The sequence below is a fragment of the Pseudomonas sp. NPDC077451 genome, assembly GCF_044543345.1.
Taxonomy (GTDB): Bacteria; Pseudomonadota; Gammaproteobacteria; order Pseudomonadales; family Pseudomonadaceae; genus Stutzerimonas.
On sequence record NZ_JBITVX010000001.1, the window covers coordinates 331,560 to 354,393 of the forward strand.

Annotated in this window: 18 protein-coding genes and 1 pseudogene; 8 read left to right on the plus strand and 11 right to left on the minus strand. The window is 61.4% G+C overall.

From position 1 onward, the window contains the following. The first annotated feature begins 176 nt into the window (after positions 1-176). From bglX to mdoH, 3 genes are all read left to right on the plus strand, one after another. Entirely contained in the window at positions 177-2,468 is a 2,292-nt protein-coding gene (gene bglX, locus ACIGHL_RS01475) for a beta-glucosidase BglX (RefSeq protein ID WP_128119066.1), read from the plus strand. Positions 2,469-2,757: 289 nt separating this feature from the next. Continuing rightward, positions 2,758-4,275: a glucan biosynthesis protein G gene (locus ACIGHL_RS01480; RefSeq protein WP_446697508.1), complete on the plus strand. Its 1,518-nt coding sequence runs from the start codon at positions 2,758-2,760 to the stop codon at positions 4,273-4,275. After that, positions 4,268-6,850, plus strand: coding sequence for a glucans biosynthesis glucosyltransferase MdoH (gene mdoH / locus ACIGHL_RS01485; protein WP_446697499.1), 2,583 nt, complete (start codon positions 4,268-4,270; stop codon positions 6,848-6,850). The genes ACIGHL_RS01480 and mdoH overlap by 8 nt, the downstream gene beginning before the upstream one ends. Positions 6,851-6,904: 54 nt before the next feature. On the opposite strand, the gene ACIGHL_RS01490 is transcribed toward mdoH, so the two are convergent. The 6 genes from ACIGHL_RS01490 to ACIGHL_RS01515 all read right to left on the minus strand — a co-directional run bounded on the left by ACIGHL_RS01490 (position 6,905) and on the right by ACIGHL_RS01515 (position 11,487). Continuing rightward, positions 6,905-7,573, minus strand: coding sequence for a c-type cytochrome (locus ACIGHL_RS01490; RefSeq protein ID WP_446697507.1), 669 nt, complete (start codon positions 7,571-7,573; stop codon positions 6,905-6,907). 11 nt (positions 7,574-7,584) lie between these two features. Further along, positions 7,585-8,535, minus strand: a complete 951-nt coding sequence (locus ACIGHL_RS01495) for a copper resistance protein B (RefSeq protein WP_446697498.1) — start codon at positions 8,533-8,535, stop codon at positions 7,585-7,587. Next, positions 8,525-8,860 (minus strand): hypothetical protein, encoded by a 336-nt coding sequence (locus tag ACIGHL_RS01500; RefSeq protein ID WP_446697497.1) that lies wholly within the window; start codon positions 8,858-8,860, stop codon positions 8,525-8,527. The genes ACIGHL_RS01495 and ACIGHL_RS01500 overlap by 11 nt, the downstream gene beginning before the upstream one ends. Before the next feature lie 11 nt (positions 8,861-8,871). Beyond that, on the minus strand, positions 8,872-10,677 hold the full coding sequence (locus ACIGHL_RS01505) for a copper resistance system multicopper oxidase (RefSeq protein ID WP_446697496.1): 1,806 nt from the start codon (positions 10,675-10,677) through the stop codon (positions 8,872-8,874). 80 nt (positions 10,678-10,757) lie between these two features. After that, a complete protein-coding gene (locus ACIGHL_RS01510) occupies positions 10,758-11,201 on the minus strand; it encodes a DUF411 domain-containing protein (RefSeq protein WP_216706768.1) in 444 nt (147 codons plus the stop codon). Between the two features lie 22 nt (positions 11,202-11,223). Beyond that, on the minus strand, positions 11,224-11,487 hold the full coding sequence (locus tag ACIGHL_RS01515; RefSeq protein ID WP_446697495.1) for a heavy-metal-associated domain-containing protein: 264 nt from the start codon (positions 11,485-11,487) through the stop codon (positions 11,224-11,226). Between the two features lie 218 nt (positions 11,488-11,705). Here ACIGHL_RS01515 and ACIGHL_RS01520 point away from each other — a divergent pair, with 218 nt between their 5' ends. From ACIGHL_RS01520 to ACIGHL_RS01530, 3 genes are all read left to right on the plus strand, one after another. After that, positions 11,706-12,389, plus strand: coding sequence for a heavy metal response regulator transcription factor (locus ACIGHL_RS01520; RefSeq protein ID WP_446697494.1), 684 nt, complete (start codon positions 11,706-11,708; stop codon positions 12,387-12,389). Beyond that, positions 12,389-13,753 (plus strand): heavy metal sensor histidine kinase, encoded by a 1,365-nt coding sequence (locus ACIGHL_RS01525; RefSeq protein ID WP_446697493.1) that lies wholly within the window; start codon positions 12,389-12,391, stop codon positions 13,751-13,753. Before ACIGHL_RS01520 ends, ACIGHL_RS01525 begins: the two co-directional genes overlap by 1 nt. Positions 13,754-13,926: 173 nt before the next feature. Further along, positions 13,927-14,382 carry a hypothetical protein gene (locus tag ACIGHL_RS01530; protein WP_446697492.1) on the plus strand — a complete coding sequence of 152 codons (456 nt, stop codon included), beginning with the start codon at positions 13,927-13,929 and terminating at the stop codon, positions 14,380-14,382. 23 nt (positions 14,383-14,405) lie between these two features. On the opposite strand, the gene trhA is transcribed toward ACIGHL_RS01530, so the two are convergent. Both trhA and ACIGHL_RS01540 read right to left on the minus strand, forming a co-directional pair. After that, positions 14,406-15,023, minus strand: a complete 618-nt coding sequence (trhA, locus tag ACIGHL_RS01535; protein ID WP_446697491.1) for a PAQR family membrane homeostasis protein TrhA — start codon at positions 15,021-15,023, stop codon at positions 14,406-14,408. A gap of 24 nt (positions 15,024-15,047) precedes the next feature. Beyond that, positions 15,048-15,734 carry a DUF4197 domain-containing protein gene (locus tag ACIGHL_RS01540; protein ID WP_446697490.1) on the minus strand — a complete coding sequence of 229 codons (687 nt, stop codon included), beginning with the start codon at positions 15,732-15,734 and terminating at the stop codon, positions 15,048-15,050. A 346-nt stretch (positions 15,735-16,080) separates the two neighbouring features. On the opposite strand from ACIGHL_RS01540, the gene ACIGHL_RS01545 reads away from it, so the two are divergent. Continuing rightward, the gene (locus ACIGHL_RS01545; protein WP_446697489.1) at positions 16,081-16,518 is read left to right on the plus strand and encodes a tellurite resistance TerB family protein; all 438 of its coding nucleotides are present in this window, start codon (positions 16,081-16,083) and stop codon (positions 16,516-16,518) included. Positions 16,519-16,534: 16 nt separating this feature from the next. On the opposite strand, the gene ACIGHL_RS01550 is transcribed toward ACIGHL_RS01545, so the two are convergent. The 3 genes from ACIGHL_RS01550 to ACIGHL_RS01560 form a co-directional block, all read right to left on the minus strand. Then, positions 16,535-18,172, minus strand: coding sequence for a choice-of-anchor Q domain-containing protein (locus ACIGHL_RS01550; RefSeq protein ID WP_446697488.1), 1,638 nt, complete (start codon positions 18,170-18,172; stop codon positions 16,535-16,537). Positions 18,173-18,338: 166 nt separating this feature from the next. Further along, a complete protein-coding gene (gene plsB, locus ACIGHL_RS01555) occupies positions 18,339-20,822 on the minus strand; it encodes a glycerol-3-phosphate 1-O-acyltransferase PlsB (RefSeq protein ID WP_128119079.1) in 2,484 nt (827 codons plus the stop codon). Between the two features lie 170 nt (positions 20,823-20,992). Beyond that, positions 20,993-21,469 carry a YqhA family protein gene (locus ACIGHL_RS01560; RefSeq protein WP_128119080.1) on the minus strand — a complete coding sequence of 159 codons (477 nt, stop codon included), beginning with the start codon at positions 21,467-21,469 and terminating at the stop codon, positions 20,993-20,995. Positions 21,470-21,555: 86 nt separating this feature from the next. Here ACIGHL_RS01560 and ACIGHL_RS01565 point away from each other — a divergent pair. Further along, a pseudogene (locus tag ACIGHL_RS01565) lies at positions 21,556-22,795 on the plus strand (Gldg family protein); the annotation flags it as partial. Between the last annotated feature and the right edge of the window lie 39 nt (positions 22,796-22,834).

Consider the following 22,834-nt stretch of genomic DNA (forward strand, 5'->3'; position numbering starts at 1 on the left):
CCCCTCACGCCTGTAATTCCGAATGCCCATAGCGGCACGCCGCAATGGCTGCGCCGTCGTTGGATAGCGCTGGTTGTAATCCATCGGAAAACTCATACTCGGCAACGCTTAACCCGGCGGTGCCGGGATCAGATGGTTCGTCCCATTAGCCTCTCAGGCTCAGGAATCTCCCAATAATGAAACGGCTGTTTATGCTCGGCCTGATGGCCGGTCTTTCGCTGCAATCCATCGCCGCCGAACCTCGTTCCCCTTTGCTGGATGACAAGCCGGCCTTTATTGCCAGCCTTATCGAGCAGATGACGCTGGAGGAGAAAATCGGCCAGTTGCGGTTGATCAGCATCGGCGGCGACATGCCGCGCGAACGCATCCTCGACGAACTGAAAGCGGGCCATATTGGCGGCACCTTCAATACCGTCACCCGCCACGACAACCGGCCGATGCAACAGGCAGCCCTGCGCAGCCGGATGAAGATCCCGATCTTCTTTGCCTATGACGTGGTGCATGGTCATCGGACGATCTTTCCCATCGGCCTGGGCCTGGCCTCAAGCTGGGATCTCGACACAATCGCCAGCAGTGGCCGCGTGCAGGCCATTGAAGCCAGCGCTGACGGCTTGGACATGACCTTCGCGCCTATGGTCGACATATCCCGCGATCCACGCTGGGGCCGGACATCCGAAGGCTTCGGCGAAGACCCGTATCTGGTATCGGAAATCGCGCGCACCATGGTGCAGGCCTACCAGGGCCAGTCGCCAGCCGCACCGGACAGCGTGACCGCGAGCGTCAAGCATTTCGCCCTGTACGGTGCGGTCGAGGGCGGGCGTGACTACAACGTGGTGGATATGAGCCCGATGCGCATGCATCAGGACTACCTGCCGCCTTACCAAGCGGCTATCGACGCCGGAGCGGGGGGCGTGATGGTGGCGCTGAATTCCATCAACGGAGTGCCAGCCAGCGCCAATACCTGGCTACTGCAGGATCTGCTACGGCGCGACTGGGGATTTGACGGCGTTGCTCTCAGCGACCACGGCGCGATCAGCGAACTGATGCGTCATGGCGTAGCCAAAGATGGCCGCGAGGCGGCAAAGCTGGCGATCAAGGCCGGCATCGATATGAGCATGGCCGACTCGCTGTATCGCGAGGAGCTGCCGGGGCTGGTGGCATCGGGTGAGGTCGGCATCGGCGAAATCGACACGGCAGTGCGCGAGGTGCTTGGCGCCAAGTACGACATGGGCCTGTTCCACGACCCGTTCCGACGCATCGGCTTGGCCAAAGACGATCCGGTAGACGTCAACGCGGAAAGCCGTTTGCATCGCGAGGCCGCCAGGGCCGTCGCGCGTGAATCGATCGTGCTGCTGGAAAACAAGGGCCAGACCTTGCCGCTGCAAAAGCGCGGGACCATCGCGCTGGTGGGGCCGCTGGCCGATTCGCCGGTCGACATGATGGGCAGTTGGTCCGCTGCGGGCGTCGCTAAACAGTCGGTGACCCTGCGCCAGGGCTTGCTCGACGCGTTGGGTGACAAAGCCGTTCTGCGTCACGCCCGCGGCGCCAATATTACCGACGATCCGCACATGGTCGAGTACCTGAACTTTCTCAACTGGGACAAACCCGAGGTGGTGCAAGACTCACGCTCACCGGAAACGATGGTTGCCGAAGCGGTCGCAATGGCCAAACAGGCCGACGTGATCGTTGCCACAGTCGGTGAATCGCGCGGCATGTCACACGAAGCGTCGAGTCGCACCAGTCTGCAGATCCCGAAAAGCCAGCAAGCACTTCTGAAAGCGCTCAAGAAGACCGGCAAGCCGCTGGTGCTGGTGCTGATGAATGGCCGTCCGCTGGATCTCAACTGGGCGAAGGCCAATGCCGATGCAGTTGTAGAAACCTGGTTCAGTGGTACCGAAGGGGGGCATGCCATCGCGGATGTGCTTTTCGGCGATCAGAATCCCGCCGGCAAGTTGCCGATCTCTTTCCCCCGTTCGGTGGGGCAGATTCCTACCTATTACAACCACCTGCGCGTCGGTCGGCCCTATGTCGAGGGCAAGCCGGGCAACTACACCTCGCAGTACTTTGAGGAGCCCAATGGGCCGCTTTATCCCTTCGGCTATGGCCTGAGCTACACCGATTTCGAATTGTCCGAGGTGCGCTTGTCCAGCCCGAGCATGCCGCGTGGCGGCGGCCTGGAAGCAAGCGTGACGCTGAAGAACACCGGGTCGCGTGACGGTGCGACGGTTGTGCAGTTGTACGTTCGGGGCGAGGTGGCATCGGTGATCCGCCCGGTGAAGGAGCTCAAAGGGTTTCGCAAGGTTTTCCTCAAGGCCGGCGAGACGCGGGAGGTCCGCTTCAAGCTCGAAGAACAGGACCTGAAATTCGTAAACGCGCAGCTTGAGCGTGTTGCCGAGCCCGGCGTGTTCGAGGTGCAAATCGGGTTGGATTCGGAGCAGGTCAAGCGGGGGCAATTCACCCTTCTGTGAGCCACCGAGCGCACCGCTGGTCGCCTGGCCTCAGCCCGCTACGGCCGGGCGTTTGGGCGACCGCATGCAATGTGAAAAAAGTCCTCTCCAGGTAGCTATCCGGCGCACATGCGGCGTGGGATGATTTGCCGCTTTGCTTGGCTTCCCAGTGAATCATTTGCCGCTGCGGAAGACCAACAACAGCAAACCGGGCCGCAACGCGGTCAGCGGTAATCGTGATTGCTCAGGAGGCGATGTGTCACGTACCTATCATTTCAAATCAGGGGCTCGCTCAGGTCGGGCACTGGGAATGACGTTGAGTCTGTGTTTGGGTCTGTTTGCCTGCAGTAGCTGGGCATTCAGCCTCGATGATGTCGCGGCCAAGGCGGAAAAACTGGCGTCCGAAGGCTATGCAGCGCCGCAGAGCAATCTGCCGCCGGTGTTCCGCAACATGGCGTTCGCTGACTATCAGCAGCTGCGCTTCCGCGGTGACAAGGCGCTCTGGCATGACGCGCCGACACCTTTCGAAGTGCAGTTCTACCATCAGGGCATGCACTTCGATGTGCCGGTGCGAATCAACGAGATCACCGCCAAAGGCGTCGAGAAGGTGCGCTATAGCCCCGAGATGTTCGAGTTCGGCAACGTTGAGATCGAACCTGCTGCGCTGGAAAACCTTGGGTTTGCCGGTTTCAAAGTGCTTTATCCGCTGAACAAGCCGGATAAGGCCGATGAACTGATGACGCTGCTCGGCGCCAGCTATTTCCGGGTAATCGGCAAGGATCAGGTATACGGCCTGTCTGCACGCGGTCTGGCTATCGATACAGCGCTGCCGAGCGGAGAGGAGTTTCCACGCTTCCGCGAATTCTGGATCGAGCGCCCCGAAGCTGACCGTCGCAATCTGGTGATCTATGCGCTGCTTGACTCTCCGCGCGCCACCGGTGCCTATCGGATGGTGGTCACGCCGGGCAAGGACAGCACGGTCGATGTCAAAGCGCGGGTCTATCTGCGTGAGCCCGTGGAGAAGCTGGGCATCGCTGCGCTCACCAGCATGTATCTGTTCGGCGCCAACCAGCCAAGCGAGCTGCTCAACTACCGGCCGCAGCTGCACGACTCCGAGGGATTGGCGATTCATACCGGCGCTGACGAGTGGATCTGGCGGCCGCTGAACAATCCCAAACGGCTGGCTATCAGCAGCTACGCGGTCGAAAACCCGCGCGGTTTCGGTCTGCTCCAGCGCACCCGCGACTTCAACCGCTACGAGGATCTGGACGACCGCTACGAGCTGCGGCCCAGCGGCTGGGTCGAGCCCAAGGGCGATTGGGGTAAGGGTCGCGTGGAACTGATCGAAATTCCTACACCTGACGAAACAAACGACAACATCGTTGCCTTCTGGGTCCCGGAGCAGCGACCGGAGCCCGGCGAGCCGCTGGATTTCGAGTACCGGCTGCACTTCACTATGGATGAACCTGCGCTGCATGATCCGAAACTTGCCTGGGTCAGCCAGACACGCCTGTCGGCAGGCGATGTCAAACAGTCCAACCTGATTCGCCAGCCTGACGGCAGCACGGCGCTGATCGTGGATTTCATCGGCCCCAACCTGGCCGAACTGCCTGCAGACGCGCCGGTCAGTACGCGGGTCAGCATTGGTGATAATGCCGAGCTGGTGGAAAACAACCTGCGGCATAACCCGGTGACCGACGGCTGGCGTCTGACCTTGCGTTTGAAGGTTCGAGATCCCAAACAACCGGTTGAACTAAGGGCAGCGCTGGTGGATGGCGAGAAGACGCTTTCCGAAACCTGGAGCTACCAGATCCCGACCAATGAATAGTCCCGTGGACCCTTCGATAACAGGGCACTACATCAGCCAATTGCCCCTTGATGACCCGCAACGCCAAGCCCTGATCAAGAATATGGCTCAGGGCGATGGAGCGCTGGAGGATATTCATCGGGCATTGGGCCGGGCGGTGCCAACTGCCAGTGACGTCGAGCCGAGCGGAGGCGATTTGCTGGGCTCGGTCGCCGCTCGCCTGAAACTCGGCTGGGGCGAAACCCTGGAGCGTGCCAAGGCGCTCACGCGCGACCATCAGGGGCGCGTCTGCATTGAGTCGACACCGCCCATCGTGCGTACGCGCATGGTGCCGGAGCCTTGGCATACCAACGTGTTACGACTTAGCTGGTGGCGCTTGCTGCGCAAGAAGAACCGCACGGTGGAAATGCCTCCGGCTCAGTCCGCCGATCGTTCGGGTTGGCGCAGGGTGGCGGCGGTCCGGCGCGCTACATTGCTGGTGCTGATGCTGCTGCAGACGGTGGTTGCCACCTGGCACATGAAATCGGTGCTGCCGTATCAGGGCTGGGCACTGGTCGATCTGCAGGAGGTGTTCCAGCAGCCGCTGCAAGAATCGGCGCGGCAGATTCTTCCGTATGTTGTGCAAACCAGCATTCTGTTGCTGTTCGCCCTGTTGTTCTGCTGGGTGTCGGTGGGGTTCTGGACCGCGCTGATGGGCTTCTTTCAGCTGCTCAAAGGCAATGACCGCTACAACATTTCGGCGACTACCCTTGGCGACGAGCCAATCCCACGCGAGGCGCGCACGGCGTTGGTGATGCCGATTGCCAACGAGGATGTGCCGCGTGTGTTTGCCGGGCTGCGCGCGACCTTCGAGTCGCTCAAGGCGACGGGACAGCTAGAGCATTTCGACATCTTCGTGCTCAGCGACAGCAATGATCCCGATACCTGTGTCGCCGAGCAGAAGGCCTGGCTGGAGGTCTGTCGCGAGGTCGATGGCTTCGGCCATATCTTCTACCGACGTCGCCGCCGTCGGGTGAAGCGCAAGAGCGGCAACATCGATGATTTCTGCCGTCGCTGGGGCAGCAGCTACCGCTACATGGTGGTGCTCGATGCCGACAGCGTGATGAGCGGCGATTGCCTGACCAGTCTGGTGCGGCTGATGGAGGCCAACCCCGGCGCAGGTATTATCCAGACGGCGCCGAAGGCTTCGGGCATGGATACGCTGTATGCGCGCATGCAGCAGTTCGCCACACGGGTCTACGGTCCGCTGTTCACGGCCGGGCTCAATTTCTGGCAGCTGGGCGAGTCCCATTACTGGGGCCACAACGCGATCATCCGGGTCAAGCCGTTCATTGAGCATTGCGCCCTGGCGCCCTTGCCCGGCAAGGGCTCGTTCGCCGGAGATATCCTTTCCCATGACTTCGTCGAAGCGGCGCTGATGCGTCGCGCGGGGTGGGGCGTGTGGATTGCCTATGATTTGCCGGGAAGTTACGAGGAACTGCCACCGAACCTGCTCGACGAACTCAAGCGCGACCGTCGCTGGTGCCACGGCAACCTGATGAACTTCCGGCTGTTTCTGGTCAAGGGCATGCACACGGTGCACCGCTTCGTGTTCTTGACCGGTGTGATGTCCTACCTGTCGGCGCCGCTGTGGTTTGTCTTCCTGGCGTTGTCGACAGGGCTGCTGGCGATTCACACGCTGATGGTGCCGGAATATTTCCTGCAGCCGAACCAGCTGTATCCCTTGTGGCCGCAATGGCACCCGCAGGAAGCCATCGCGCTGTTCACGGCGACCTTGACCCTGCTGTTCCTGCCGAAGCTGCTCAGCGTATTGCTGATCTGTATTCAGGGCGCTCACGAGTACGGCGGGCGCACTCGTCTGTTGTTGTCGATGCTGCTGGAGAGCCTGTTCTCGATGCTGGCCGCGCCGGTGCGCATGTTGTTCCACACGGTATTTGTCAGCGCTGCGTTTCTCGGCTGGTCGGTTCAGTGGAATTCACCACAGCGCGCCGATAACGCGACACCGTGGAGCGAAGCCTTGCGTCGGCACGGCCCGCAAATGCTGCTGGGCGTGCTCTGGACGGCTTTGGTGGGCTGGCTCGACCCTGCCTTCCTCTGGTGGCTGGCGCCAATCGTGGTTTCGCTGATCCTGTCGGCGCCTGTATCGGTGATCACCAGCCGTACCGGTCTCGGTCTTGCGGCGTTTCGCCGTAAGCTGTTCCTGATCCCGGAGGAGTTCAAGCCGCCGCAGGAGCTGGCATCGACCGACCGCTATACGCGGGAGAACCAGGCCAATGCCCTGACGAAAGGCTTTATCGCGGCCGCTGTCGATCCGATCTACAACGCGCTGGTGTGCGGAATGGCGCGGGCGCGGCATGCCAAGGTGGTGCCGGGTGCCGAGTTGCTGCGTGAGCAGCGGATGCAGCAGATCCTCGATGCAGGGCCGGATGGTGCTGCCGAAGCGGCCCGCTGGCGCTTGCTGAACGACCCGGACGGTATGGCGCAGCTGCACTTGCGGGTCTGGCAGGATCAGCGCTACCAGGCGTGGCGCGACGCCTACCGCCAGCCTGACTTCGGTAAAGAAGCCTCCGGCATCGAACCAGTTGCAGCGTCCTAGGGCTAAACCGAAAGGCCTCCGCGGCGTCTGATCGAGACGCGGCGGGGCAGCCGATCAATGAGCGTGATCGCTGCCGTCGGCGTGACGGTGGATGTCAGGTTTGGCCTCCATCGCCCGATGATGGTCTTCAGCCGAGCGCATTTCGCCATGGTGATCGGCTGTAGCACCGGGTGAACCGCTGGGCATGTGAGTCTCGCCGCCGCCGTGATGATGGCCATTGCTGGCTGCCACCAGTGTTCTATATTCCATGGCCGTTAGCGCGGGCAGCTGCTCGAGCAGGGCGACCAGCTCCCAGATGTAGCGATCGTCCATGCTCTGGCCCCAGGCGGGCATGCCGGTGGCTTGGATCCCGTGTTTGATCGTCCAGAAATCCTTGGCCGGGTCGCGCCTGCGGTTGGCGTCAGTCAGATTCGGCGGCGCAGGGTTGAGGTTCTCACTCAGTTCTGTCGGGCCGAACCCTGGCGCGAGATGGCAGGCGACGCACATCGCCTCGTAGTTACCGGCGCCCGAGCGAATCAGTCCAGCATCGCTCAGTTCTGGCACCTCTATAGCTTCGGCGCGAACCGCGACGGAGCGCTGGCGGGCTGTCTCCAATAGCGCCCGGATCGGCCCGCTATGCGGAACGTCGGCCGCGACATTGACGACTCCAAAGTACACCACGGCGGTAGCTGCCAGAAGCAAGACCAACGCAGCCAGTAGCAATGTCGTCAGGGTTTTGAGCATCATCCATTACCTCAGAACCAGAATCGGATGCCCGCCACCAGACGGGCCTCGCTTGTGTCTTCACCTTCAGCCCGCTGCAGCTCCGCGCTGTTGCCGTAAGCCCGGCTCCAGCTGACGCCCACGTATGGCGCAAACTGCCGGCTGATTTCATAGCGCAGCCGGAGCCCAATGCTGGCATCGCTGAGCCCGGAGCCGATGCCACGGGATTCGTCCGTGCGACCATGTAGATTGATCTCTGCCGTGGGTTGAAGTACCCAGCGCTGAGTCAGCAGCATGTCGTATTCGGCTTCCAACCGGAGTGCTGACTGGCCGCCCTCGCCAATGAACGCCGTGGCTTCGGTTTCCAGCCCATACAGTGGCATTCCCTGCACGCCGAATGCAGCCCAGGTTTGCGGCGAGCCGGGTTTGAAGTCCTGGCGAACACCGGCGACGGTTTCCCACCAGGGCCCGATGGCATGGCTCCAGAGCAGCTGCAGTTCCGCTTCTTCGGTATGTCCATTGGTTCGCTCGCCTTCCGAGCGAAAGGCCAGCCGATCGACGTCCCCGCCAGCCCAGCCGCTCAGATCCCAGGCCAGCGTGCTTCCGGCGTCGGCGTCCTGCCATTCCAACTCGTCGGCGACAAACATGAAATGGCTGCTGCCCTGATGCATGCCGTGTTCGGGCAGGTCGGGAAAGGCCGCCTCGATGTCGGCGGGGCTAAGGGTCGGGATCGGAGGGCGTGTTGCCTCTCCCGGCGGGATCCCCGTTGGTGGGGGATGCGGCATTGCATGCCCTGAATGATCCATCGCGCGATGGTCCATCATGCCGTGGTCCGGCTGCATGTGGTCCTGACCATGCTGTTCAGCGGGCGCGGGCACCGCCGGTGGGTGACCGGCATGACCCGAGTGGTTCATCGCTTCCTGCGCGTGGCTAGTGGCCGCAGCCAGGCAGAGCGCGCCGAGCAGCGCGACCTTAATGGTCATGCTCGGGGCTCTTTTCGTCGCTCCCTTGGGGTGGCAGCGGGCCCTTGCCGATGCCGCCATGGTCCATCTGCCCGGACCCCATGTGCTCTTTGTGCATCTGCATCATCTTGTCGTGATCCATGCCCTCGTGGTCCATCCCCATCCCCTCATGGGGCATCATTCCACCTTGTTGCGTCTGCGGGTGGCCGGCCTTGGGAGCGGTTTGCTGCGGCGGGGCTCCTTCCGGATGGTGGCCGTCGTGCTCGGTCTGCGCCTGCAGCGCAGTAAAGGGCAAGGCCGTGAGGAAGCCGAAAGCAATCAGTGAGTTGCGTTTGAGAATGCGCATGAGGTTCTCCTTCATTCTTCGACCCGGACTTCGCGGAACATCCCGAGGTCCATGTGCATCAGCATGTGGCAGTGATAGGCCCAGCGCCCCAGTGCGTCAGCCGTGACGCGATAGCTGCGTTTGGAGCCGGGTGGCATGTCGATGGTGTGCTTGCGTACCTGGAAATGGCCGTTTTCGTCCTCCAGATCGCTCCACAACCCGTGCAGGTGAATGGGGTGGTGCATCATGGTGTCGTTAACCAGTACGAAGCGCACCCGCTCGCCGTACTTGAGACGGATCGGCTCGGATTTCGCGTACGGAATGCCGTCAAATGACCAGGCGAAGCGCTCCATATGGCCGGTCAGGTGCAGCTCGATGGTGCGTGTCGGCTCACGGCCGTCCGGGTCGGGAAAGGTGCTGCGCAGGTCAGCGTAGGTCAGTACCCGGCGGCCGTTGCCGCGCAGGCCGATACCCGGATCATCCAGCTTTGGCACCGGCATCATCGTTTGCATGTCGACCAACGGATTGCCGCTCTCGCTGGCAGGGTGCGCCTGCATCTGACCGCTGGCCACGGCGCTGCCACCATGGCCCATAGCTGAATGATCCATGCCGCCCATGCTCGATGGTTGCATCTGGCTGTGGTCCATCTGGCCGTGTTCTGGAGCTTCGTGCTGCATGGACGGCTGGGCCGCATGCGCGCCGTGATCGCCATGGCCCATGTCTTCCATGCTCAGCTCGGGACGCGCGTCGGGCTCGGGCACCGGCGCGCTCAGACCTTGGCGAACGGCCAACGTGCCGCGAGCGTAGCCGCTGCGGTCCATCGACTGAGCGAAAAGCGTGTAGGCCGGCTGACTGCCGTCCGGCGAGACGATGACGTCGACCGTTTCGGCCACAGCCAGGCGTAGTTCGTCGACCTCGACCGGCTCGACATGCTGGCCGTCGACAGCCACCACAGTGAGCTTCAGGCCGGGAATGCGAAAGTCGAAATAGGTCATCGCCGAGCCGTTGATCAGGCGCAGGCGCACCGGTTCGTTCGGCTCGAAAACGCCAGTCCAGTTGTCGTCCGGTGCCTGACCGTTAAGCAGGTATGTGTAGGTTTCGCCGCTGATGTCCGCGAGATCGGTGGGCGTCATCTTCATCTTCGCCCAGGCCCAGCGATTACTCATCGTCTCGCGCCAGCCCTGGTCCGCCACATCATTGATAAAGTCGCCCAAAGTCCGCCGGCCGCGGTTGTAGTAGTCGGACTGCTTTTTCAGCTTGTCGAGTACCCGCGCCGGGCCTTCATCGGTCCAGTCGGTGAGCATCACCACGTAGTCCCGCGCATATTCGAGGGGCTCGGGCTCGAGCGGATCGATAACCAGTGGTCCGTAGACACCAAGCTGTTCTTGGAAGGCCGAATGGCTGTGATACCAGTAGGTGCCGCTCTGTTTGACGTGGAACCTGTACTCGTACATGCCGTTCGGCGCGATGCCGGCAAAGCTGAAGCCCGGCACGCCATCCATGTTGGCGGGCAGCAGGATGCCGTGCCAGTGGATCGAGGTGTCCTGCGGCAGGCGGTTACGCACCCGTAGCGTCACGGTGTCGCCTTCGCGCCAGCGCAGCAGCGGGCCCGGGATGCTCCCGTTGATCGCCATCGCGGTGCGTTCACGGCCGCTGAAGTTCACGCCGAGCGAGTCGATGGACAGGTCGAATTCGGTGCCTGCCAATATACCTTGGTCGTTCGACTGGCCGGGGCGTGCCACAGCCCATACGGGCTGACGCCAAACGCCCAGCCCGGCGACAAGGCCTCCGGCGGCCAGGCTTTTGACGAAGGTACGGCGCGAGGATGTACTGCGCATGGAGATCCTGTTTGGTCAGCTCTGAATGCGAATACGCCCGCCAACGCTGAGGCAGGCGGGCGAAGAGGTTGCGGCCAGATTCACTCTGCCGGGTAGTTTGCCAGGACCAGGTCAGTGCCCTTGGCGGTCAGGCCGATGACCTGATAGGCCTGGGCCGGCTGGCCATAATCCATGCCGGGCGAGCCAGCTGGCATGCCGGGCGCAGCGACACCAAGCAGGTCGTCGCGCTGCTGCAGCTCACGGATCTGTGCGACTGGCACGTGACCTTCAACGAACTTGCCGTCGATCACGCCGGTGTGGCACGAGCCTAGCCGCGGGGCGACGCCCAGGCGCTGCTTGACGGCTGACATGTTGCTTTCTACGTGGTCGCGGACTTCGTAGCCATTGTCCTGCAGGTACTTGACCCAGTCCTTACAGCAACCGCAGTTGGCGTCCCGGTGCACGTCGATCACGTCGGCGGCATGGGCGCTGCCGGCCATGAACAGAGCGGCGATGATCGCGAGTTTGGGTTTGATGAAACGCATGACAGCTCTCCTGAATGAGAAATCAACGACAACCGCAGCCGCTGCCGCAGCCTTTCTTGGGTGCGGCGGCCGGGGTAGTCTGGCTCGCGAGCTGAGCGGGATAGCCGGCCTCGTCCAGCGCGACAATCAGCGCAGCGTTGTCGGCATCCCCGTCGACGCGTACTCGTCCGCTTTGCAGATCGACCTCGACGGCATTGACTCCGCTAACGGTGTTCAATGCTTGAGTGACGTGTCGAACGCAGGCGCCGCACGTCATGCCCTGAACCTGAAGCTGGGTGAAATTCATGAAAAGCCCTCCGTTGGTGCCGGTCAGTCCGGCTAGGCTTGATCATCAACCTTGTCCTTATGGCAAGGTCAAGGTGCTACAACGAACGCTTTGTCTGGATACCAACATAGCCTGATGCGGCTTTCTGCAAGCTGAGCGGAACATTACTTTTCTGTCAGCTTGTGGTTCGTCAGCGGTGATACCGGCAGACTTGGGCGATGAAAAAGAGGACGAGCCGAATGAAGCTTCTGGTCGCTGAAGACGAACCGAAAACCGGGACCTATCTGCAACAGGGCCTCAGCGAGGCAGGATTCTCCGTCGACCGCGTTATCAGCGGCACCGACGCCTTGCAGCACGTGCTGAGTACGCCTTACGACCTGCTGATCCTGGACGTGATGATGCCGGGGCTGGACGGATGGGAAGTGCTGCGTATGGTCCGTGCGGCAGGGCAGGAGGTGCCGGTGTTGTTTCTCACCGCGCGTGATCGCGTAGAGGACCGGGTCAAGGGGCTGGAACTGGGCGCTGATGACTATCTGATCAAACCCTTCGCCTTTTCCGAACTGCTGGCGCGGGTACGCACGTTGCTGCGCAGGGGCAATGCGGCTGCCTTGCAGACCCAGCTGAGCATTGCCGATCTGGAGGTTGATTTACTCAAGCGCCGCGCTATCCGTGCCGGTCAGCGCATTGACCTGACCGCCAAGGAGTTCGCCTTGCTGGAGTTGCTGCTGCGTCGGCGCGGCGAAGTACTCCCCAAATCGCTGATCGCGTCGCAGGTCTGGGACATGAATTTCGACAGCGACACCAACGTCATCGAGGTGGCGATTCGCAGGCTTCGCGCCAAGATCGACGATGGTTTCGAGCCCAAGCTCATCCACACCGCGCGAGGCATGGGCTACATGCTCGACGAGCCGGACCCAAGCTGATGAAGCAGTTGTCGCTAACCGCCAGGCTGAGCCTGATGTTCATGTTGGCGGTCACCGGCGTACTCGGCGCGGCGGGCTTCTTCTTCTATCAGATGAGTCAGCACCATTTCGACGAACTGGACCGGCACACGCTGGAAGACAAGCTCCGGGCCGGCCGCGAGCTACTGAAAGGCGTCGATGACCTAGCCCAATTCGACACGCTGCGCCCGCAACTGAAGGCCTTGCTCGGCGGCCATAGTGATCTGGTGGTAAGGATTGTCGACGCCAACGACAGGTTGCTGTTCGCCGCGAGCGGTGCCACTAGTTCGGCGAAAACGCATGCTCACGGCTCCTCCGACGGCGGGGTGCGGCGTGAAACCCGGGTATGGCGCCGCAAAGCTGGTGTGGTCGAGGTGGCGGGGAAGCCGCTGAGCATCGAGTTGGCGCTCGATATCACCACACACAAGGTGTTCTTGCGCACCCTTGCGGGTTGGCTTTGGGGGGCGTTGGTGCTCTGTGCGCTGCTCAGTGGCGTACTCGGCTGGCTGTTGGCGCGCAGCGGCCTGAAGCCATTACGCGAGGTCACTCTGGTGGCGGCATCGGTGTCGGCGAAGTCGCTGACCGAGCGCATTCCGACCGAGTCGACACCGGCCGAACTGCAGCAGCTGGTGTTGGCCTTCAATGCGATGCTGGCGCGGTTGGAGGATGCCTTCGTGCGGCTGTCGAACTTCTCCGCCGACATCGCCCACGAGTTGCGCACGCCGCTGTCCAACCTGATGACGCACACCGAGGTGGTGCTGACCCGTGCACGCAGCCGCGAGGATTATCAGGAGAATCTCTACTCGAACCTGGAAGAATTGCGCCGCATGGCGCGGATGATCGACGACATGTTGTTCCTGGCGAAAGCTGATAACGGGCTGATCATCCCCGAGGAGCAATCGATCGAATTGCATGCGTTGTGCCAAAAACTGCTGGATTTCTACCAGCTGACCGCTGATGAACGCGGTATCCGCTTCCTGCTATCAGGTGATGCGCGGCTCCGTGGCGATCCCGCCATGCTGCACCGGGCACTGTCGAATCTATTGTCCAACGCACTGCGTTACACGCCCGATGGCGGCACGATCCGGCTGGATATCACGGCGACCGGCCAGAATGTGGCGTTGAGCATCGGTAATCCCGGTGCGAGCATCCCGGAACAGCACTTGCCGCGACTGTTCGACCGTTTCTATCGCGTCGACCCGGCGCGGCGTGAGGGCAACCCGAACAACGCAGGACTGGGCTTGGCCATCACCCACTCGATCATCGAAGCGCACCATGGCGAGATCCATTGCAGCAGCCGCGACGGATGGACGTCGTTTGACATCGTGTTCCACCCGCGTGGCTGATCATGGCCGGTAGTGTTCGCTGGCTTTGGAACGCTTCGTTAACGGTGAACACGTCGGTGACCGATACCCAGCACTGGCCAATCCGGGCTGCACGTGTTTGCATCGGGCTACCGCTTTACAGGCAACTTGCTGGCTATCCTGCTCGGCAAACAGACGCGGCGGATGGAGGTGCCATGAACATCGAACGATGCGAAGAGCTGCTTGACTGGACCAGCCACGCCCATACCCGACTGTCTACCTGCATGACCGAGGGCGCAGAGGACCGCAGCGACTCGCTGGCCAAGATGCTGTTGGTCTATCTCGCGCAGCACGAGCAAGAGTTGACCCGTACGATTGCTCGGATCAAGGAACACGCCGACCCGCGCGCCCTACAAGCCCGGCTGCCCGAGGCGCTAGAGGGTGACGTGCTTGCGCTGGACCTCGACGGTGAGGCCTATGTACAGATGGGTGTCGACGATATCTCACGAGAAGTGTTCGCCATTCACAACCGGATCATCGATCTGTATCGCTCGCTGGAAAAACGGCCTGGACTGGGCAAGGCGAGCGAGCTGCTCGGCGAGATGCTCCAGCTCGAGGAGCACGAGACCATGCGGCTGGCGCAACAGGTCAATCGCATGCACGAACTCTGATCGACACGCTCAGCTGAACGGGGTCAGACCACATAGCGCAGGATGGCCACAAAATGCAGCAGGCTGCCGCCGATGACAAACAGGTGCCAGATGCCGTGCCAGTGACGGAAGCGCTGATCGTAGGCAAAGAAGACGATGCCCACCGTATAGAGCACGCCGCCGGCAACCAGCCAGCTGAAGCCGGCAGTGCCGAGTGCGGCGAGCAGTGGTTTGACCGCCACCAGCACAATCCAGCCCATGACCGCGTAGATGACAATCGACAGCACCCGCGCTTCCGACCGCGGTTTGATTTCCTGCAGCATGCCGATGACCGCCAGTGACCAGACGATCCCGAACAGCCACCAGCCCCAGCTGCCGCGCAGGGTGACCAGGCAGAAGGGTGTGTAACTGCCGGCGATCAACAGATAGATCGACAGGTGATCGAGCTTTTGCATCACTGTTTTGGCACGGCCACGAACGCTGTGATAAAGCGTCGAAGTGCTGTACAGCAGCACCAGGGTGAAACCGTAGATGGCGACGCTGACGATCTTCGCCATGTCTCCATCCATAGCTGCCAGGATCAGCAACCAAACCGTTCCGATGAGCGCTAGCACGCCACCGGTCAGGTGCGTCCAGGCGTTGAATTTTTCTCCGTGATACATCGTGTGCAGCCTTGAAACCGTTGATCAATTACCCATCAATGCGCCGAACACCTTTTTCGCCACACTGGTGGCGGCCTGTGCTGGATTCTGGCGAATGGCTGCCTCCTGCTCGGCAATGACGGTGAACAGCCCGTCGAGCGCCTGTTCGGCCACGTAGCCTTCGACAGTGCCGTACTTGGCGTCGATCGCGCCTAGCCCGGATGCCTTACTGGCCAGCGCGTTGTACTGCTGGGCGACGCCGACTTTGTCGGTCGCTTGCTTGATGATCGGCATGAACCTGGCACGAATCTCGTCACGGCTGGTCTTGTTCAGGTATTGCGTTGCCGAGTCGTTGCCACCGGCAAGAATGGCCTTGGCGTCGGCTACGGTCATCTTCTTCACCGCATCCAGCAATAACGCCTGAGCTTGTGGAACGGCTGCTTCGGCGGCCTTGTTCATGCCGGTTTCCAACTGTTCGACCTGGGCGCCCATGCCCATCATTTTCAGCATGCGCGAAGCCTTGCCGATGTTGCCCGGCAGCTCGATACGCAACTCCGGGTCATTGCCGAAACCGCCAGGTCGTCCGAGCTGCTGCACCGCAACTTTGGTGCCCTGACTGAGCGCGTCTTTGAGTGCCTTGTTAGCATCGCCCTGACTTAGGTCGGACAGCGAAAGCGCCCAAGCGCTGGCGGAGAGGATCAAACCGGTGAGCAAAGCAGTGGTGCGTAGCATGGACAAATCCTCTGAGTGATGCAGCGAGCTTAATAGGCCTGGCGCGGCGTGCCAAACGGTGGCAGCAGCTTGTTTCGACCGTTTCGTTGACGCTCGTCCGCGACATTCGCTGCCGGCCGGCGGCATCCAGCGATGTCTGCCGCTCGGTCTAGCGCAGGTGCGGGGCGCTATAACGGTCGCGTTGGTGCAACTTTTAGCCGCTTCACGGCTACAAAAAGATCATCATGAGGCGGATTCATCAATCTGCCAAAGCGAACATCCGCTACGCGCTGACCGACGACACGATTGCGGCTGAACCTTCGCCGCGGATCCGTTCGAATACCAACCCGTGTAGAGGAATGAAACCATGCTCAAAGCACTTAAGTCGCTGTTCGACCGCAGTGGGGAAGATCAGCCTACGGGACACAGCGTTGAAGTGGCCGCAGCGGCGCTGCTGATCGAAGTCGGCCGTGCGGATTACGAAAGCGATGCAGACGAACAAAAAGCCATTATCGAAGCCATCCGCCTCGGCTCGGGGTTGGAAGACGGCGAGCTCGAATCCCTGGTCGCCTCCGCGCAGGAATCCGCCGAGCGATCGACGTCACTGTATGAATTCACTACGCTGATCAACGCTGAATATTCGATGGACGAAAAATTTGTTCTGATCAAAACGCTATGGCGCGTCGCCGCCGCCGATGGCGATATCCACCGATACGAAGACCACCTGATCCGCCGTATCGCCGATCTGTTGTATGTGCCGCATTCAGACTTCATACGTGCCAAGCTGGAGGTGCTCGGCACCTGACTGCCGGCCATGCGGGTCAGAACTCGAAAGCGCCCGGGTCGCACTGCCGATCGTCACGCGGGTTGCCGCGCTGGTCGGTGTCCGGGCAAAGCACGCCGCCCATGTCGATGGCGTCGAAATAGGGGCTGTCTTCGAACGGTTCGCGCAGCGCGACGGTGCGGGTCGGACCTCCGTTGTCCTGCAGTGATCCGAGCGCCAGGCGAACCCCTGCTTCGTCCGCGGTGGTGGGTGTGAAGCCGCAGCCACCCAGGAAGTCGAAGAGTCCTCCTCCGGAGCCACCGATGGCATTGAAACTGCCACTGGTCAGCGCGCCACTGCAGAACGGCATGTCGCCGAAGGTGCGGATTTCGACCAGGCTGTTGGCCAGGCGGAACTCGCCAGTACCCGAATGGCTGAACAGCTGCGAGTGATTGCTGAAGGTCGCGTTGCGGACCGAGACTTTGCCGTCGATGTTGCCGATTTCTGCGGCTCGGACACCACCGGTGGTACTGCGATTGTCGACAAAGGTGCTGTTCAAAATGTCGACGGTGCCCTGATAGTTCAGCAGCCCACCCCAAAAGCGAGCGTCATTGGCGGTTATCAGGCTGTTGCGCAGATACAGCTGCGCCGCCGAGCCCATATTGGAAATGCCACCGCCATGGCCGGACTGGTACCCGGTCGAATTCTGTTCGATGGTCGAACGCGCCACCAGCGCCTGTCCCTCGTTGAACAATCCCGCGCCACGGTTGCACAGGCGTCGGCTGGGAAAGGCCGCGCAGGAGGTTTCCAGTTCATGGTCGATGGTGTTGCCACGTAACAGCATCCGGTCCATGCGCAGGTTGCCTCGATTCCATATCGCGCCGCCGCCGCTGCCCATGGGCCTGCCGTTTTCCAGCCGCAGATAGCTGAGCGTTACCGCCCTTGGCGCGGCAGCATAAATATCTAAAATCCGGTCGATGGCCCCGCCGTCGATGATGACTTGCAAATCATCGTTTTTCGCGGCTCGCCCGAGGCCCGATAGCGTCAGACCATCCGTGATGTCCAGATCACCAACCGCGTCGTTCGGCACGTCTGCGGTCTCTGTGCCGGTCAACGAGAGCACGTAATGCCCTGACGGCACCTCTATCAAATCGTGGCCCTGGTGCGCGTTGCTCTCCATCACCGCCGCTCTCAGTGTGCAGCGATTGGAAATGGATCGGCAGTTGCCGTCGCCCGGCTCGGTATCCACCTCGTCGGCCGTACTGTCCACACGCAGGGTCAGGCCGATGGAGGCGGCGCAATCACCGGGCAGCGGGTCGCCAGTGACGTTCATGACGTAACCGGATGCTTCCGGAAAGCGTTTCTCATGGACGGTGCTCGAATAGCCGGAGCCGAGCCAGTTGCGGCGCTGATAACCGACACTGAAGTGATAGGGAATGTTGGTTTCGCAGGTGTCGGCGAAGTAGCCCACCGCGTATTGATCACTAGGCAACGGCATCATGGCCCAGGGCGTGCCATGGATGACCACGTTGACCTGTGCGATGCGATTGCCACGCCCATCCACTTGCGCTCGCAACGGGTAGAGCGGCACCGGTGACCGGGCAACCGAGGAGGGTGTTAGGTTGTTCAGGGTGGGCGTCGCGCAACCGCCCATCCCCAAGACGAGCGACAAGGCGATCACACGGCTGTGCGTCATACAGTCCCCTCTCGGCAGGTCGCCGACGTTTTCGGTGGGTGACCTGCTGAGTATGGGTGCCGCATCTGTCATCAATCGAACGTTTCGGCATTAAGCCTGGCCGTCCTTAGCGTGGTTGCCACTGAGGACTTGGCTGCGAGCGTCCGTGCTTGAGCTTCGAGCGCAATCAGTCCGAGGGGTGTTCCTCGTCGTGTCGCTCCAGCGCCACCTGGCGAATCGACAGGCGAATCTCAGCCGGGAGCACACGTTTGGCCACGCCTTCAGCCAGTTCGCCCAGCTTGGCGTGGTAGCCGAGCTTGCCCGCGCCGTCCTGCTGAAGCACGTCCTGGTCCAGCAGGCTCTTGATGAAGTGGCGGAACAGGCTTTTGTCGAAGAACTCCGGCGCGTTCAGGCCATGCAGGATCGACAGGCGCTGAGCCATGACCGTGCAGAGGTTTTCCAGCTCTTCCGCGTCAAGGGTGTTCTGGCCGCTGTTGAGCAGCAGCGCAATGGCCATGTAGAAGCGTTGCAACGTCTGCATGATCGTCCGCGCCAGCAAGGTCAGCAGGACGAACTGACGCGAGCTGGGCGCCGGTCGCACGTAGGTTTCGCCGTCGCGCTTGAGCAGCCCCTGTTCGACGAAGGCTGCCAGCCATTGAACAATCACGGCGGGCAACTCTTCTGGCTCCCAGCGGATGAACAACTCGGCGCGCAGATAGGGATAGAGCGCCTCGGTGAAACGCAGAATTTGTTCTCGGCTGATGCGTGAGCTGCTCTGGAAGAAGCTCGCCAGCAACGCTGGCAGGGCGAAGATGTGCATTACGTTGTTGCGGTAATAGGTCATCAGAACGGCATTTTGCTCATTTAGATAGAGGATGTTGCCCAGCGCATCCTTCTGTTCGGCCAGCAGGTCGAGTTCTTTCACGTAGCTGATCAGCGCCTCGCCATCACCGTCCGGCAGTGTGGTGTGGGGCGAGTAGGGCACGGCCCTCAGCAGGTTCTGGTAGAGGTCGAGGATTCGCGCCAGTGAGCGGCGATCCAAGGCCTGACGGCTGGTGGAGAGCATCGCCAGCGCCACCAGGTTGACCGGGTTGACCGCGGCGGCTTCGTTGAGCCGCTGGGCGATGCGTTCGGACAGTTTGTTGGTGGCCTCGTTGAGCCAGTCGGGGCGGAAGTTCGGTGCCAAATCCTGCTTGCGCCAGCCCGGCTGCTGCTGGTCGAGAAATTCGTTGAGTTTCAGCGGTTCGCCGAAATTGACCCAGACCTGGCCGAAGCGCTGCTTCAGCGCGCCGATGACCTTGAAGATGTCGAAGATCGATTCCTTTTTCTTCGCCGCGCCGCGTAATTCGCCCAGATAGGTGCGGCCTTCGAGCACTCGCTCGTAACCGATGTAGACCGGCACGAACAGGATCGGCAGACGCGACGAGCGCAGGTAGCTGCGCAGGGTGATGGCGAGCATGCCGGTCTTTGGCTGCAACATCCGCCCGGTCCGTGAGCGACCGCCTTCAACGAAGTACTCGACCGGAAAGCCCCGGCTGAACAAGGTATGCAGGTATTCGTTGAACACCGAGGTATAAAGCGGGTTGCCCTTGAACGAACGGCGCATGAAGAAGGCGCCGCCGCGGCGAAGCAGGCTGCCGATGACCGGCATGTTGAGGTTGATGCCGGCGGCGATGTGCGGTGGTGTCAGGCCGTTGCGGAACAGCAGGTAGGAGAGCAGCAGATAGTCAATATGGCTGCGGTGGCAAGGCACGTAGATGACCTCGTAACCCTGGACGGCTTCCTGCAGCGGCTCCAGATGATTGACCCGAATGCCGTCGTAGATCTTGTTCCAGAACCAGGACAGCACCACCTCGAGAAAGCGCACGGCGGTGTAGGCGTAGTCCGAGGCGATTTCGTTGCCGTAGCGCAGCGCACGGGCTTCGGCCTTTTCCAGTGAAATGTTTTCGCGCTCGGCCTCGTCCTTGATTGCCTGACGCACCTGCGGTGCGTGCACCAGACCCTTGACCAGGTTGCGACGGTGCGACAAGTCGGGACCGATCACCGCCGTCTTCTGGTGGCGGAAATGCACGCGCAGCATGCGATGGGCCATGCGCAGGGTGCGCTCGTGGCCCTTGTTCTGCGCGACCAGTTCGTTGAGTTGGATGGGCGCGGAAAACTGCACACGGGTCTGGCGCCCGAGCATGACGATGCTGAGCAGCTTGCGCATCCGTCCGGTGACGGCCCAGCTGTCGGCGAAAAGCAGCTTCCAGGCACTGGTCTCGCGAGCCGGCGAGCGACCCCAGAAGATGGTCACCGGGATGATTTGCGCGTTGTCTACCGCGTTCTGTTCCAGTGCACCGACCAAGCGCACCAGTGGCTCTGGCGTAACAGCGCGCGTCCGCGTGCCGAACCAGCTGGCGGCCGGGTTGAGAAAAATGAAGGCCGCTGGTTCGATGTGATCGCCCACCGCCACATCGGCCACCGGACGTGGCAGTCCAGCTTTGCTGCACTCATGATCGAGCACCGCGAGATCGCTCAGCGAGGCGCGTTGCAACACGTAGAACACCGGTTTGCTGCGGTCCAGCTTGAGCGTGAAAGCGGACTGGTTGATCGTCTCCGAGCGCACCCAGAAATAGAGCAGGCGACGCACGAGGGAGAAGACGAGACGGCGGAGCGGGGAACGAGTCATACGGCAGATTCGACTGTAGAAGGGTTAATGCCCTTGAGGCGCGCAAGTGTGCCGCATGCGGTGTTGGTGAGCAAAATCTCTGGTAGGTGAAGGGCGCTGGTCGGTGTGCTGACGCGCCGGGTAGGGGGAGGGTGTTGTCATTCAAAATCGCTGTTATCGGCCGTCCCGGCTCACTTCATGTTTTTCCATGCGTAGACGGCCGAGAATACCACCAGGCTTACGGCCGCTCCGAAATACAGGGTTTCCAGTCGTGCGCCCACTTCAACCGCATGCTCAAGAAATAGTATGACGATGATCACTACCGAGACCTGAATCAGGGTCTTCTTCAGGTCATGGAAAGATCTGATATCCAGCGGCCCGAGAGAGGCGCTTTGTTCTGCGGGCAGTGGTTTGACGAAAAGTCGGTACAGGCTGATGGCAATCAGCTGAAAGGTGATCGCGATCAGCAGGAGGTCCAGCAGCTTTAACAGTTTTACGGCGAGACTCTTGCTGTCGTTCGCGCTGCTAGGAAACTGCTGAGTCAGCTCTAGCAGAAGGTGAATCATGGTGTTCAGGCTGACCCCATACAGCAGCACGGCAGAGATCGCCGTCGTGGCAACGGCAACCAGTACCAGAAAGCGGCTGCTGCGAAAGATTCGTTCGATCATGTCGGGAGCTCCGCGTTGCTCGTTGCTTCGCTTGAGGCTAGTGCAAGTCGCGAAACTGCGATGAAGATATCGAACGCCCGCCCGGCCCCTGGATGGTGCTAGAGAACATCCGCCAGCTGTTCCATATCGAAACCCTTAAGCGCGACGTGGACGTGATTCCCCCCAGCGTATCGGTGCTCATGCTGATCCATCCGAAGGAGCTTCCGAAGCAGACCCTGTATGCCGTCGACCAGTTCGTCATGCGCGGCGGCAAGTTGCTGGTGTTCCTCGATCCGTACAGCGAGGCGGACCCTGGTATGGGCATTGGGCCGGGTGAGTTCGGTGAGGGCAAGACGTCAGAGCTGGAGCCGCTTTTCGCCGCCTGGGGCGCGCGTATGGCGCCAAATCAGGTGGTGCTGGATGCGTCCTATGCGATGTCCGTCGGTGTGGGAGAGGAACGCCGTCCGGTCAGGCATCCGGCCTGGCTGAGTCTGCCCCAGCGCATGATGGATAGCGAAGACGTCGTTACCTCTTTCGTTGGAGAGCCTGACCATGGCGACTGCAGGCTTTCTGGAACCGCTAGAAGGCGCGACGACTCGTTTCACGCCGCTGATCCAGAGCTCCAGCTACGCCATGCCGATCGAGGCGGAGCGCTTTGCGAAACTGGAAAATCCCGAGGTGCTATTGCGGGACCTGCAACCCACTGGCGAGCGCTATACCCTTGCCGCGCGTATCCAGGGCCCGGCTAAGTCGGCTTATCCGAACGGTATAGAGGGCCGCAAGGATGGCCTGAACGAAAGCACCAACATCAACGTGCTCGCCGTGGCGGATACCGACCTGCTTGCCGATCGCATGTGGGTGCAAATCGATGATTTCTTTGGCCAGCGTATGCCCCAGCCCTGGGCAGACAAAGGCACCTTCGTGATCTATGCGCTGGACAATTTGTCCGGCACCGATGCGTTGATCAGCGTGCGCTCACGAGGTCGATTCGCTCGCCCGTTTACAGTCGTCGAGGACTTACAGCGCCAGGCTGAGAATCGCTTTCGTGAGAAGGAAGAAGTGCTGCAGCAGCGTCTGGCTGCCACCGAGGCACAACTCGCCGAGCTGCAGGAGCCGGACGCCGGAGGGGCTGTACAGCTGACGGCTGAGCAACAGGCCGCGCTGCAGGATTTCATGCAGCAGAAGCTGCTCATTCGCAAGGAGTTGCGTGAGGTGCGTTACCAGCTCAACGCGGACATCGAGGCGCTGGGGCGGGTGCTGAAATTCTTCAATATCGGTCTGGTGCCGCTGATACTCACGCTCGGGATGTTGCTGCTGTGGTTCTGGCGCAGGCGTCGACCAGTATGAGCGTGGTGAGCTGGCTAGCCTGGCGGTTTGCTTGTGTTG

Excerpts from the sequence above, each read along its gene's own strand:
- bglX (WP_128119066.1), top strand. The coding sequence starts at position 177 with ATGAAACGGCTGTTTATGCTCGGCCTGATGGCCGGTCTTTCGCTGCAA.
- ACIGHL_RS01480 (WP_446697508.1), top strand. The coding sequence starts at position 2,758 with ATGACGTTGAGTCTGTGTTTGGGTCTGTTTGCCTGCAGTAGCTGGGCA.
- mdoH (WP_446697499.1), top strand. The coding sequence starts at position 4,268 with ATGAATAGTCCCGTGGACCCTTCGATAACAGGGCACTACATCAGCCAA.
- ACIGHL_RS01490 (WP_446697507.1), bottom strand. The coding sequence starts at position 7,573 with ATGCTCAAAACCCTGACGACATTGCTACTGGCTGCGTTGGTCTTGCTT.
- ACIGHL_RS01495 (WP_446697498.1), bottom strand. The coding sequence starts at position 8,535 with ATGACCATTAAGGTCGCGCTGCTCGGCGCGCTCTGCCTGGCTGCGGCC.
- ACIGHL_RS01500 (WP_446697497.1), bottom strand. The coding sequence starts at position 8,860 with ATGCGCATTCTCAAACGCAACTCACTGATTGCTTTCGGCTTCCTCACG.
- ACIGHL_RS01505 (WP_446697496.1), bottom strand. The coding sequence starts at position 10,677 with ATGCGCAGTACATCCTCGCGCCGTACCTTCGTCAAAAGCCTGGCCGCC.
- ACIGHL_RS01510 (WP_216706768.1), bottom strand. The coding sequence starts at position 11,201 with ATGCGTTTCATCAAACCCAAACTCGCGATCATCGCCGCTCTGTTCATG.
- ACIGHL_RS01515 (WP_446697495.1), bottom strand. The coding sequence starts at position 11,487 with ATGAATTTCACCCAGCTTCAGGTTCAGGGCATGACGTGCGGCGCCTGC.
- ACIGHL_RS01520 (WP_446697494.1), top strand. The coding sequence starts at position 11,706 with ATGAAGCTTCTGGTCGCTGAAGACGAACCGAAAACCGGGACCTATCTG.
- ACIGHL_RS01525 (WP_446697493.1), top strand. The coding sequence starts at position 12,389 with ATGAAGCAGTTGTCGCTAACCGCCAGGCTGAGCCTGATGTTCATGTTG.
- ACIGHL_RS01530 (WP_446697492.1), top strand. The coding sequence starts at position 13,927 with ATGAACATCGAACGATGCGAAGAGCTGCTTGACTGGACCAGCCACGCC.
- trhA (WP_446697491.1), bottom strand. The coding sequence starts at position 15,023 with ATGTATCACGGAGAAAAATTCAACGCCTGGACGCACCTGACCGGTGGC.
- ACIGHL_RS01540 (WP_446697490.1), bottom strand. The coding sequence starts at position 15,734 with ATGCTACGCACCACTGCTTTGCTCACCGGTTTGATCCTCTCCGCCAGC.
- ACIGHL_RS01545 (WP_446697489.1), top strand. The coding sequence starts at position 16,081 with ATGCTCAAAGCACTTAAGTCGCTGTTCGACCGCAGTGGGGAAGATCAG.
- ACIGHL_RS01550 (WP_446697488.1), bottom strand. The coding sequence starts at position 18,172 with ATGACGCACAGCCGTGTGATCGCCTTGTCGCTCGTCTTGGGGATGGGC.
- plsB (WP_128119079.1), bottom strand. The coding sequence starts at position 20,822 with ATGACTCGTTCCCCGCTCCGCCGTCTCGTCTTCTCCCTCGTGCGTCGC.
- ACIGHL_RS01560 (WP_128119080.1), bottom strand. The coding sequence starts at position 21,469 with ATGATCGAACGAATCTTTCGCAGCAGCCGCTTTCTGGTACTGGTTGCC.